This window comes from Streptomyces sp. NPDC047079 (genome assembly GCF_040643755.1).
In the GTDB taxonomy this organism is placed as follows: Bacteria; Actinomycetota; Actinomycetes; order Streptomycetales; family Streptomycetaceae; genus Streptomyces.
In genome coordinates, this window is record NZ_JBEYUZ010000007.1 from 111350 (window position 1) to 123591 (window position 12242).

9 protein-coding genes are annotated in these 12242 nt (G+C 71.2%); 6 read left to right on the forward strand and 3 right to left on the reverse strand.

Features of this window, described 5'->3' with window-relative positions:
• Positions 1–55: 55 nt before the first annotated feature.
• Positions 56–1708: a glucose-6-phosphate isomerase gene (gene pgi, locus ABZ823_RS12680; protein ID WP_361657799.1), complete on the forward strand. Its 1653-nt coding sequence runs from the start codon at positions 56–58 to the stop codon at positions 1706–1708.
• Positions 1709–1786: 78 nt separating this feature from the next.
• Here the strand turns inward: pgi and ABZ823_RS12685 are convergent, their stop codons facing one another.
• From ABZ823_RS12685 to ABZ823_RS12695, 3 genes are all read right to left on the reverse strand, one after another.
• Positions 1787–4069, reverse strand: coding sequence for an FtsX-like permease family protein (locus tag ABZ823_RS12685; RefSeq protein WP_361657801.1), 2283 nt, complete (start codon positions 4067–4069; stop codon positions 1787–1789).
• Between the two features lie 63 nt (positions 4070–4132).
• Complete coding sequence (locus ABZ823_RS12690) at positions 4133–4882, reverse strand: ABC transporter ATP-binding protein (protein ID WP_361657804.1); 750 nt, start codon at positions 4880–4882, stop codon at positions 4133–4135.
• The gene (locus ABZ823_RS12695) at positions 4879–5394 is read right to left on the reverse strand and encodes a PadR family transcriptional regulator (RefSeq protein WP_361657807.1); all 516 of its coding nucleotides are present in this window, start codon (positions 5392–5394) and stop codon (positions 4879–4881) included. Before ABZ823_RS12695 ends, ABZ823_RS12690 begins: the two co-directional genes overlap by 4 nt.
• A gap of 119 nt (positions 5395–5513) precedes the next feature.
• On the opposite strand from ABZ823_RS12695, the gene ABZ823_RS12700 reads away from it, so the two are divergent.
• The 5 genes from ABZ823_RS12700 (at position 5514) to ABZ823_RS12720 (ending at position 12205) form a co-directional block, all read left to right on the forward strand.
• Positions 5514–6785, forward strand: coding sequence for an ABC transporter substrate-binding protein (locus ABZ823_RS12700; protein WP_361657810.1), 1272 nt, complete (start codon positions 5514–5516; stop codon positions 6783–6785).
• A 215-nt stretch (positions 6786–7000) separates the two neighbouring features.
• Positions 7001–8635 carry an alpha-amylase family glycosyl hydrolase gene (locus ABZ823_RS12705; RefSeq protein WP_361658202.1) on the forward strand — a complete coding sequence of 545 codons (1635 nt, stop codon included), beginning with the start codon at positions 7001–7003 and terminating at the stop codon, positions 8633–8635.
• A gap of 40 nt (positions 8636–8675) precedes the next feature.
• On the forward strand, positions 8676–10001 hold the full coding sequence (locus tag ABZ823_RS12710) for an ABC transporter substrate-binding protein (protein ID WP_361657813.1): 1326 nt from the start codon (positions 8676–8678) through the stop codon (positions 9999–10001).
• Between the two features lie 6 nt (positions 10002–10007).
• Positions 10008–11369 carry an ABC transporter permease subunit gene (locus ABZ823_RS12715; protein WP_361657816.1) on the forward strand — a complete coding sequence of 454 codons (1362 nt, stop codon included), beginning with the start codon at positions 10008–10010 and terminating at the stop codon, positions 11367–11369.
• Positions 11366–12205: a carbohydrate ABC transporter permease gene (locus ABZ823_RS12720; protein WP_361657819.1), complete on the forward strand. Its 840-nt coding sequence runs from the start codon at positions 11366–11368 to the stop codon at positions 12203–12205. The genes ABZ823_RS12715 and ABZ823_RS12720 overlap by 4 nt, the downstream gene beginning before the upstream one ends.
• The last annotated feature ends 37 nt before the right edge of the window (positions 12206–12242 follow it).

The window sequence follows — 12242 nt, forward strand, 5'->3', positions numbered from 1 at the left end:
GGCAGCGGGGTGAGGTACGCAGCAGCACCGGCAAGGAAGAAGGCTGAAGTCCGAGATGAACGCAGACAGCCGTACCAGGCTCAATCAGACGCCCGAGTGGACCGCTCTGGCCAAGCACCGCGAGGAGCTCGGCGAGGTGCGGCTGCGCGACCTGTTCGCGGCGGACCCCGGGCGCGGCAGCGGGTACACCCTCGAGGCCGGCGATCTGTACGTCGACTACTCCAAGCACCTGGTCACCGACGAGACGCTGCGGCTGCTGCGCGAGCTTGCCGCCGCCCGGGACGTCTTCGGCCTCAGGGACGCCATGTTCCGCGGGGAGAAGATCAACACCACGGAGAACCGTGCGGTCCTGCACACCGCGCTGCGCGCCCCCAGGGACGCCGTCATCGAGGTCGACGGGGAGAACGTCGTCCCCAAGGTCCACGCGGTGCTGGACAAGATGAGCGCCTTCGCCGACCGCGTGCGCTCGGGCGAGTGGACCGGCCACACCGGCAAGCGCATCAAGAACGTCGTCAACATCGGCATCGGCGGCTCCGACCTCGGCCCGGCGATGGCGTACGAGGCCCTGCGGGCCTACAGCGACCGCAATCTGACGGTCCGCTTCGTCTCCAACGTGGACGGTGCCGACCTGCACGAGGCGGTCCGGGACCTGGACGCGGCCGAGACCCTGTTCATCATCGCCTCGAAGACGTTCACCACGATCGAGACGATCACCAACGCGACCTCCGCCCGCACCTGGCTGCTCGGAGAGCTGAAGGCGGGTCAGGAAGCCGTCGCCAAGCACTTCGTGGCCCTGTCGACGAATGCGTCGAAGGTCGAGGAATTCGGCATCGACACCGCCAACATGTTCGAGTTCTGGGACTGGGTCGGTGGCCGTTACTCCTACGACTCGGCGATCGGCCTGTCCCTGATGATCGCGATCGGCCCGGACCGCTTCCGTGAGATGCTCGACGGCTTCCGCACGGTCGACGAGCACTTCCGCACGGCGCCCGCCGAGTCCAATGTGCCGCTGCTGCTCGGCCTTCTGGGCATCTGGTACAACAACTTCCACGACGCCCAGTCGCACGCGGTGCTGCCGTACTCGCACTACCTGTCCAGGTTCACCGCCTACCTCCAGCAGCTGGACATGGAGTCCAACGGCAAGTCCGTGGGCCGGGACGGCAAGGAGGTCGACTGGCAGACGGGACCGGTCGTGTGGGGAACGCCGGGCACCAACGGGCAGCACGCCTATTACCAGCTCCTCCACCAGGGCACCAAGCTGGTCCCGGCCGACTTCATCGGCTTCGCCGAGCCGGTCGCCGATCTGCCGCCCGGCCTGGTCGCCCAGCACGACCTGCTGATGGCCAACTTCTTCGCCCAGACGCAGGCGCTGGCCTTCGGCAAGACCCCGGACGAGGTGCGCGCCGAGGGCGTCCCCGAGGAGCTGGTGCCGCACAAGACGTTCAAGGGCAACCGTCCCACCACCACCATCCTCGCCCGGGAGCTCACCCCGTCGGTGCTCGGGCAGCTCGTCGCGCTCTACGAACACAAGGTGTTCGTCCAGGGCGCGATCTGGAACATCGACTCCTTCGACCAGTGGGGCGTCGAACTCGGCAAGGTACTCGCCAAGCGTGTGGAGCCCGCGCTGACCGAGGGTGCGGAGGTCCCGGGCCTGGACGAGTCCAGCAAGACCCTGGTCGCCAAGTACCGGGAGATGCGCGGCCGTTAGCCGCTCGCGCAGCCCGGGGAGCGGACGGCGCGGTGCCGTCCGCTCCCCGGCGACTCCCGGGACGACCACGCTCGCCGGTCAGCCCACCGCGCTCAGCGTGTCCGCGAGCCGTCGGCGTGCCGCGCGGGACGCGGGCAGGGCGGCGAGAGCGGCGGCGCCGAGCACGGCGGCGGCCCCGAACAGGACAAGTAGGACCGGGGACGGGCCCTGGGCGAGACCCGCGCCGATGCCGCTGGACCGGCCCTGGGCGTCGATCAGCCAGTGGGCGAGGGGGATGCCGAGCACCGTGCCGACGCAGACCGCGGCCAGGGTGGTGCAGGCCGTGGCCGTGACGGTGATCCCGGTGATCTGTCGCGGGGACAGGCCGATCGCCTTGAGCGCCAGCAGATCCCGCTCACCCTCCCGGACGGTGCCGCCGATCGCGGTCAGCAGCTCGACGATCCCGATGAGCGCGAGAACGGCGATCAGTCCGACGACGACTCCGCGCAGCGGGGAGAGCCCGTCCGCGGGGTTCGCCACCGGATGCACGTCCAGGTGTCCACGGGCCGCCCGGGACAGCTCCTCGGCGACCTCGTGCGGGTCGGCGCCGGGACGCAGCCGCAGTTGGTAGAGGGTGGGGCGCACTCCGGGGTCGTTCTCGTGGAGGGTGTCGAGCGAGGTGGAGATGACCCGCCCGGCGTTCTCCGGCTCGATGCTGCGGCCCACGATGTGCAGGATCTGCGGCTGCTCGCCCACCGTCATCCGCACCCAGTCGCCGACGCGTACATCCAGCAGATCGAGCAGCCCCTGACCGGCGACCGCCTCGTCGGGGCCCCGCGCGGGGCGGCCTTCGGCCAGCGCGTAGGGATAGGGATCCGGCCGGGTGCCGAGGCCGCGCAGTGCGATCGTCGCCGTCTGGCCCGGTACGAGGGCCGCGACCTCCACACCCGGGTAGGCGGCGGCGACCCGGGGATTGGCCTCCATCAGGGAGCGGGCGGCCGAGTCGCCGAGACCGGCGTCGGGGCGGACCGTGAGGGCGGCGGCCAGGCCGACCTCGTCCGGCCTGCTGTGGAAGCGGTCGATGGTGGTCCAGGCGCTCATCGCCACCACGATCAGCAGCAGCGGCAGCGCCAGCCGGACGACCGTCGCGAGCGACCGCGGACGGCGCGTGAACGCCTGGTGCCAGCCCAGCACCAGCGCGGGCGGCAGCCGCAGGCCGAGCGCCGCGCGTGCCACGCCCGTCAGGCGCCCGCCGACCAAGGCCGCGGGCCGGGGCACCGGCACCGGAGGCACCCGCCCGGCGCGCCAGGCCGCAAGCCCGGTGGTGGCGGCGATGAACAGCACAGCGCCCACCGGCACGGCGAGCAGTGCCGCGGTGTGCCCGGGCAGCCCCTGCCACACCCCGACCGCGTCCCCGAAGCGCCCAGGGATCCGGCCGCCCAGCCCCTGGGTGAGCGCCGCCGCGGCCACCGCGCCCAGCAGCGCGTACGCCACATGCTGGAGCAGGAAGACACGGACGACCTGGCCAGGCGTGAAACCGATCGCCTTCAGGACCGATATGTCCCGCAGATGGCCCCGGATCCGGGTGCCGATCGCCCCGTGCACGGCGAACCCCGCGGCGACGAGCGCGCCGAGACCGAACAGGCCGAGGACCTGTCCCAGCAGCCGGTTCTCGCCCTGTGCCTCGGCCCGCGCCTGCTGCCAGGTGGAGACCTCGTTGATCGCGCCGGCACCCAGCACGGTGACGGCGCGCTGGACGGCGTAGTCCGTGTCGGCGGGGTCGCTCAGACGCAGCCCGGTGACCTGGCCGCCGGGATCGCGCACGGCTGAGGGCAGCGCCCATACCAGTCCCGGCTGCTCCCCCGGGCTGTAGCGGGGTTCGGCGCTGTCGGCGATGCCCACGACGTTCAGCGTCCGGGCCGTGCCGCCCACGCTCAGGGTGTCGCCGGGCTCGGCCAGCAGAGCCCGGGCGAGCCGGCTCTCCAGCACCACGCCGCCCGGGTTGGCCGGGTCCAGCCAGTGGCCCGTGGTGAGCAGCGGCCGGCCTACGGACGGCGGCCGCAGCGCGCCGCGCAGTTCCACCGAGGCACGGGTGCCGCGGGAGGTGACGGTCGTGGACTCGGTGGGGTAGGGACCGGCGACGGACGCGACACCCTCCAGTCGGGCCAGCTTCGAGGCGTCGGCCAGGCGGCCGGTGTGGATCCACACATGCGCGCCGTGCGCCTGGGTGAAGATCCGCTGCCAGGGGTTGGTCGCATACCCGAACAGGGCCGTGGCAAGGAGAAGCGAGGCGACGACGCCGGCGGTGGCGAGCACCATGAACAGCGCCTCGCCGCGGTGCGTCCGCAGATCGGAGTGCGCCCAGCGCAGGGTGGCCCGCACGGCGTCAGCTCCTCGGACCGGGGGGCGTGCGGCGGCTCGGCACCGGACGGTCGTGCACGGCGATCAGTCCCTCAGTTCCAGCACACCGGACGTCCCGCTCCGCCGGGACGGCGTGCCGTCCAGCTCCGCGTCGTCGACGATCCGGCCGTCGAAGAAGCTGATCACCCTGTCGGCCGCGCTCGCCAGCCGGGCGTCATGGGTGACGAGCACGATGGTCTGGCCGCGCTGGTGGAAGCGGGTGAGCAGCCGCATCACCTCGCGGGTGCCCTTGCTGTCGAGGCTGCCCGCGGGTTCGTCGGCGAGCAGCAGTGGCGGATGGTTCACCAGGGCCCGGGCCAGCGCGACCCGCTGCTGCTCGCCACCGGACAGTTCACCGGGCATGCTGCGCTCCTTGCCCGTCAGGCCCAGCTCGGCCAGCAGCTCCTCCCGTCCGGCGCGCGCCTGCTTCGGCGGCACTCCGGCGAGCAGCGCGGGCAGCTCGACGTTGTCCGCGACGGACAGGTTGGAGACCAGGTTGAAGAACTGGAAGACGATTCCGATGCGCTTCCTGCGCTCGACGGCCCAGCGTGCCTCGGTGTAGGAGTCCGTGCGCTCGCCGTCCAGCCAGATACGGCCGGCGTCGGGCCGCTGGAGCCCGCCCAGCAGGTGCAGCAGCGTCGACTTGCCGGCGCCCGAGGGGCCGGTGACGGCCACGAACTCGCCCCGGCGCACGCGCAGGTCGACCCCGCGCACCGCGTGGGCGGGCGCGCCCTCGCCGTGGTGGGTCTTGACGAGGCCCTCGGCCCGCAGCAGAGGTGGGGAGCCCTCGCTCACTCCAGCTCCTCCAGTTCCTCCTGGCACCGCTCCAGCCAGTCGAGGTCGGCCTGCAGGTGCAGCATCGCGCCCTCGATCAGCAGATGGGCGACCCGGTTGTCGCGGTCTTCGGCGGCGGCCAGTTTCGACAGGCTGCGCATGGTGTTGAGGTACTGGCGCCGCTGTTTGTTGATCAGGGCGATCTGGTCGGCGAGACCGGTCTGCGGGGCGAGCGCCAGCTTCATGAAGAACTCGTCCCTGACCCGCGGCTCGTCCTCGGTCTCCTCGTACCAGGCGCGCAGCGCCTCACGCCCGGCGTCGGTGAGGTGGTAGATCTTCTTGTTGGGCCGGCTGGACTGCTCGACCTCCTCGCCCTCGATCAGTCCCGACTTCTCGAGGCGGCCGAGGGTGACGTAGATCTGGCCGACGTTCGGCTGAGGGTACGCGGAGCCCAGCAGTTGCTCAAGGTCCTGCTTGAGCTCGTAGCCATGGGCGGGGCCGCGTGCGAGGAGTGCCAGGAGGGGCAGGCGCACTCGTGCTGTCCTCCTGTCCTCGTAATGTGCTCCAGGCCCTAGTATCGCCCATACCTAACAGGTATACATGCCTCTGACCCGGGCAAGGGTGCCCGGCGCCGGTGTACAGGGAGGAACCTATGCGGTGGATGCGTGCCGCCGGTAGGGGCCTCCTCGTCCTCGCCGTGGTCCTGACCGGCTACGTCGCCTCGGGCGCCCGCGCCGACGACGGGGCCGCAGGCGGCCGTGGCCCGCTCACCCTGGCCACCGCCGGCGACCTCACCGGCTACCTCGGCCCGCTGCTCCAGGGCTGGAACCGCACCCACCCCGGCGAGCAGGTGACCCTCGTCGAGCTGCCGGACTCCGCGGACGAGACCCACGCGCAGATGACGACCGACCTGCGCGGCGGCGACCGCAGCCGGTTCGACGTCCTCAACATCGATGTCGCCTGGACCTCGGAGTTCGCGGCGGCCGGCTGGATCCGTCCGCTGCCGCGCGACCGTTTCCCGCTGAAGAGCTTCCTGCCGCCGGTCGTCGACACGGCGACCTACGACGGGCAGCTGTACGCGGTCCCGTATGTCACCAACGCCGGTCTGCTGCTGTACCGCAAGGACATCCTCGCCAAGGAGGGCGTGGCACCGCCGCGTACGTGGGCGGAACTGGAGCGGGAGGCCAGGACCATCGCCCCGAAGTACGGACTCGGGGGGTACGCGGGCCAGTTCCTGCCGTACGAGGGCCTCACGGTCAACGCGGCCGAGGCCGTGTACTCGGCGGGCGGCACGATCCTCGGCGACGAGGGCGAACGCGTCACCGTGAACTCGGCCGCGGCCCGCGAGGGCATCGGCTTCCTCGCCCGCGGCGTGCGGGAGGGCTGGATCCCCAAGGAGGCGCTGACGTACAAGGAGGAGGAGTCCAAACAGGCCTTCCAGGACGGCCGGCTTCTCTTTCTGCGCAACTGGCCCTACGCGTACGTCGTCGCCTCCGCCCGGGGGTCCGAGGTCGCCGGCAGGATCGGCGCCGTGCCGCTGCCAGGGCCGCACGGGCCGGGGACGAGTGTCCTCGGCGGCTCCAACCTGGCCGTCAACGCACATGCGCGGCATCCGGATTCCGCCGCGCGCCTGATCGCCTACCTCACCGGTGAACGGGTCCAGCGGCAGGTCCTCACGCGCGGCGCCCTGCCGCCTGTGCGGGCCGCGCTCTACGACGACCCCGAACTGGTGCGGCGGTTCCCGTATCTGCCTACCCTGCGCGCGAGTGTCCTCGCCGCCGCCCCGCGTCCCAAGAGCCCGCGCTACGACCAGGTCAGCCTGGCCGTGCAGGCGGTCGTCCATGACGCGCTGACCGGGCACGAGACGCCCGAGAGCGCGGTGCGACGGCTGGCGAGGGAGCTGGCCGCGGTCTCCCACCCCTGACCGCACTAGTTACATGTTAGGTAACGCCAAGGCCCAGACTTGTGGGTTAGGGGCCCGATATATACCCATAAGACGGGCCAACTGGTGGCTATCTTACGCCTGTTCATTGACACCCAGGCGACATCTCTACTTAACATGCATGCATAACCGCTGGCTCTGCGCGAACAGGGCCTTCCCGCACGCACAGACAGGTCGACGGGGTGAGTCTCGAGCGCATCCGCACCCACCGCTGGTGGCGCGACGCAGTGATCTACCAGGTGTACGTCCGCAGCTTCCTGGACAGCACCGGCGACGGCATCGGCGATCTCGCAGGGGTCAGGGCCGGGCTGCCGTACCTCAAGAAGCTCGGAGTCGACGGGATCTGGCTGAGCCCCTTCTATCCCTCGCCGCAGCACGACCACGGCTACGACGTGGCCGACTACTGCGACGTCGACCCGCTCTTCGGCGACCTCGCCGAGTTCGACCTGCTGACGACGGCCGCCCACCGGCTCGGCATCAAGGTCCTGCTCGACATCGTGCCCAACCACTGCTCCAGCGAGCACCCCTGGTTCCGCGAGGCGCTCGCCTCCCCGCCCGGCAGCCCCGCCCGTGCCCGCTTCCACTTCGCCGACGGCCGTGGACCGGACGGCGCGGAGCCGCCCAACAACTGGCACGGCATGTTCGGCGGCCCCGCCTGGACCCGCGTCACCGAGGCGGACGGGCGCCCCGGCCAGTGGTACCTGCACATGTTCACGCCCGAGCAGCCCGACTGGAACTGGCGCACCCCCGAGGTCGCCACCGAGTTCGACCGGGTGCTGCGCTTCTGGCTGGACCGGGGCGTCGACGGCTTCCGCATCGACGTCGCCGCCGGCCTCTTCAAGCACCCCGAACTGCCGGACTCCCCGGACCCGGAGGCCGACGCCCGCACCCGCGACTCGGTCAACCCGCTCGCCTGGAACCAGCCCGAGGTGCACGAGGTGTGGCGGCACTGGCGGGCGGTGTGCGAGGAGTACACCGCACGGGACGGCCGCGAACGGCTGCTCGTCGGCGAGGTCTCCGTGCCGACCGCCCGCGAACACGCCGAGTACGTCCGCCCGGACGAACTGCACCAGGCGTTCTTCTTCGACCTGCTGAGCGCCCCCTGGGACCCCGACGCCTTCCGCAAGGTGATCTCGGAGGCCATGCAGGACATCGCCGGTACGGGTTCCACGGTCACCTGGGTCCTCAACAACCACGACCAGGTGCGCACGGTCACCCGCTACGGAGAGCCCGCCACCGAGGGCAGCGGTCTGGGCCCCGCCCGGGCCCGCGCCGCCGCGCTGCTGATGCTGGCGCTGCCCGGTGCCGCGTACATCTACCAGGGCGAGGAGCTGGGCCTGCCCGAGGTCGTGGATCTGCCCGACGACGTCCTCACCGACCCGATCTTCCACCGCACCGGCAGCCGCGCCCGGATCCGCGACGGCTGCCGGGTGCCGCTGCCGTGGTCGGGGCAGGCATCCCCGTTCGGCTTCACCTCCGGTGCCGACAGCGCCAAGCCCTGGCTGCCGCAGCCCGAGTGGTTCGCCGAACACGCCACCGAACGGGCCCTCGCCGACACCCGCTCCTTCTGGCACCTGTACCGCGACGGTCTGCAACTGCGCGCGGCGCTGCCCCAGTTGGGCGAGGGCACCCTGCGCTGGCTGGACACGCCGCCCGGCGTCCTCGGTTTCGTCCGCGGCGACGGCCTGGTCTGCGCCGTCAACTTCGGTACCGCCCCCACACCCGCGCCCGTCTCCGGCACCCCGCTGCTCGCCAGCGGCCCCTGCCCGCCCGGGGTGCTCGCCGGTTCCACGGCCGCCTGGTGGATCAGCGACGACGCCCTCGGCCTCTGAGCCCCCTCAGTTTCCCCACTTCCCCGAAGGGACATCAACGATGATGCGACGACGTACCACCCTGCTCACCGGCTGCACCGCCCTGGCACTGGCGCTCGGCGCGACGGCCTGCGGCGGCGGGCCGGTCTCCGCCGGCGGCGGAGACAAGGCCCTCAGCGGCCAGACGGTCACCGTGGCCGGCGTCTGGTCGGGCAGCGAGCAGAAGAACTTCCAGAAGGTGCTGGACGCGTTCACCGAGAAGACCGGCGCCAAGACGCAGTTCGTCTCCACCGGGGACAACGTCTCCACCGTCGTCGGCAGCAAGATCGAGGGCGGAAACGCCCCCGACGTGGTGATGGTCCCGCAGGTCGGCGTGCTCCAGCAGTTCGCGAAGAAGGGCTGGCTCAAGCCGCTGTCGGCGACCACCCGGCAGTCCGTCGACGCCGGCTACGCGCCCGTCTGGAAGAACTACGGCAGCGTCGACGGCACCCTCTACGGCCTGTACTTCAAGGCCGCCCACAAGTCGACCGTCTGGTACAGCCCCGACGCGCTCACGCAGGCCGGCGTCAAGCCGCCCAAGACGTACGAGGAGATGCTCAAGGCCGGGCACACCGTCTCCGACTCCGGTCTCGCGGCCTTCGCCGTCGCCGGGCAGGACGGCTGGACGCTCACCGACTGGTTCGAGAACGTCTTCCTCTCCCAGGCCGGACCCCAGAAGTACGACGCACTCGCCGCGCACAAGCTGAAGTGGACCGACCCGAGCGTGGTGAACGCCCTCACCACACTCGGCAAGCTCTTCAAGGACAAGCAGCTGATCGCGGGCGGCCAGAAAGAGGCGCTCAACACCGACTTCCCCGGCTCCGTCGAGAAGGTCTTCGGCCCCAAGCCCGAGGCCGGCCTCGTCTACGAGGGCGACTTCGTCGCCGGGGTCGCCCACGACCAGTTCGGCAAGACCATCGGCAAGGACGCGGACTTCTTCCCGTTCCCCTCCGTCGACGGCGGCCCCGCGCCGGTGGTCAGCGGCGGTGACGCGGCGGTCGTCCTCAAGGACGGCAAGAACGCCGACGCCGGCATGAAGCTGCTCGAGTACCTGGCGACCCCCGAGGCGGCGGCCGTGTGGGCGAAGGCGGGCGGCTTCCTGTCCCCGAACAAGAAGCTCGACCTCGCCTCCTACGGCGACGACGTCACCCGAGCCACCGCCAAGTCCCTCGTCGGCGCCGGGGACTCGGTCCGCTTCGACATGTCCGACCAGGCGCCCGCCTCCTTCGGCGGCACCAAGGGCACCGGCGAGTGGAAGCTCCTCCAGGACTTCCTGCGCGACCCGTCGGACCCCAAGGCGACCGCGGCTGCGCTGGAGGCCGCGGCGGCCAAGGCCTACCGGGGCTGACCGGCCATGACCGCCCCCACGCTCGCGAAAGAGGCGAGCTCCCCGCCCGTCGCGTCCGCCCCCGGCACACGGCGCACGCGACGGCGCGGCCGGATCATCGCCCTGCTGTTCGCCCTCCCGGCGCTGCTGCTGCTCGGCGCGCTCGTCGTCTACCCGGTGCTGTTCTCGGTCGGCCGCAGCTTCTTCGACGCCTCCGGCACACGCTTCGTGGGTGGCGGCAACTACGCCGAGATGTTCCGCGACCCGGCCACGCTGAAGGCCATCCGCAACACCGCGATCTGGGTCGTCGTCGCCCCTGCGCTGCTGACCGGCCTGGGCCTGATCCTGGCCGTCCTGGTCGAGAAGGTCCGCTGGGCCACGGCCTTCAAGCTGCTGCTCTTCATGCCGATGGCCGTGTCCTTCCTCGCCGCGGGCATCATCTTCCGGCTCGCCTACGACGAGGACCCGGACAAGGGTGTCCTGAACGCCGCCGTGGTCTCGGTCCACGACGCCTTCCAGGGCACGTCCTCGTATCCGACCGCCCGGGCCCGACAGGGACAGGGGCTGACCAAGGGCCGGGACGGCTCCTACACGACGGGCAAGGGCGTGTCGCCCGGTGCCTCGGTGACGCTCCCGATGGTCGGCGTACTGCCCAAGGACCTGCCCGGTAGCGCCGCGCCCGCCTACGCGGCGGCCGGGCACAAGCCCGCCTCCGACGAGCTGCGCGGAGTCGTCTACCTGGACTTCACGCCCGGCGGGGGAGGGCGGCAGGGCAAGGTCGACCGGCGGGAGAGCGGCCTGCCGGAGATGAGGGTCGAGGCGGTCCGTGACGGGCGGACCGTGGCGAGCACGACGACGGCCTCGGACGGTTCCTTCCGCTTCACCGGGCTGGCCTCCGGTACGTACACGGTGAAGCTGCCGGCGGCGAACTTCGCGCCGCCGTACCAGGGCGTCTCCTGGCTCGGGCCCGCCCTGGTCACGCCCGCGATCATCGGGGCGTACCTGTGGATCTGGACCGGCTTCGCGATGGTGCTGATCGGCGCGGGCCTGTCCACCCTGCCGCGCGACGCGCTGGAGGCGGCGCGGATGGACGGGGCGAACGAGTGGCAGATCTTCCGGCGCATCACCGTGCCGCTGCTCGCGCCCGTGCTGACCGTCGTCTTCGTGACGCTCGTCATCAATGTGATGAAGGTCTTCGACCTCGTCTACATCATCGCGCCCGGGCCGGTGCAGGAGGACGCGACCGTGCTCGCGACGCAGATGTGGCTGGTCTCGTTCGGAGGCGGCAACAACCAGGGGCTGGGCAGCGCCCTCGGGGTACTGCTCCTGCTCCTGGTGATCCCCGCGATGGTGTTCAACGTCCGCCGTTTCCGAAGGAGTCAGCGATGAACGCGGTCAGGCGTGGCCTCGGCAACGGGCTGGTGCAGGCCTTCCTCGTGGTGATCGGCCTGATCTGGCTCACCCCGCTGGCGGGGCTGTTCGTCTCGTCGCTGCGGTCAGCCGAGGACACCGCGAAGGGCGGCTGGTGGACGGCCCTGGCCAGTCCCGGTCAGCTGTCCTTCGACAACTACTCGGCGCTGCTGAAGAACGCCGGGATGACGCAGGCGTTCTGGAACACGGTGCTGATCTCCGTGCCGACCACCGCGCTGGTCGTGATCATCGCGGCGCTCGCCGGATACGCCTTCGCCTGGCTGGACTTTCCCGGGCGCGAGCCGCTCTTCCTGCTGGTGGTGGCGTTGCTGGTGGTGCCGGTGCAGATCGGTCTGCTGCCGGTCGCCAAACTCTTCGGCCAGCTGGGGCTGTTCGGCACGATCCCCGGAGTCGTGCTCTTCCACGTGGCCTACGGCCTGCCGTTCGCCGTGTTCCTGCTGCGGAACTACTTCGCCGAGATGCCGAAGGAGATGCTGGAGGCGGCGCGGATGGACGGCGGGAGCGAGTGGCGCATCTTCACACGGCTCGTGCTGCCGGTGGGGCGGCCCGCCATCGCCAGCCTCGCCATCTTCCAGTTCCTGTGGGTGTGGAACGACATGCTGGTGGCCCTGCTGTTCGCGGACAGCTCCTCCCAGCCGCTGACGGTCGAACTGCAGTCGCAGATACGGCAGTTCGGCAGCAACATCGACGTCCTGGCGCCCGGGGCGTTCCTGTCGCTGATCGTGCCGGTGGTGGTGTTCTTCGCCTTCCAGCGGCACTTCGTGCAGGGGGTCATGGCGGGCTCGGTCAAGTAGCCCCGCCCCGTGGACGGCACGCCGGACGGGCGGTGAA

Excerpts from the sequence above, each read along its gene's own strand:
- ABZ823_RS12715 (WP_361657816.1), top strand. The coding sequence starts at position 10,008 with ATGACCGCCCCCACGCTCGCGAAAGAGGCGAGCTCCCCGCCCGTCGCG.
- ABZ823_RS12720 (WP_361657819.1), top strand. The coding sequence starts at position 11,366 with ATGAACGCGGTCAGGCGTGGCCTCGGCAACGGGCTGGTGCAGGCCTTC.
- pgi (WP_361657799.1), top strand. The coding sequence starts at position 56 with ATGAACGCAGACAGCCGTACCAGGCTCAATCAGACGCCCGAGTGGACC.
- ABZ823_RS12700 (WP_361657810.1), top strand. The coding sequence starts at position 5,514 with ATGCGGTGGATGCGTGCCGCCGGTAGGGGCCTCCTCGTCCTCGCCGTG.
- ABZ823_RS12710 (WP_361657813.1), top strand. The coding sequence starts at position 8,676 with ATGATGCGACGACGTACCACCCTGCTCACCGGCTGCACCGCCCTGGCA.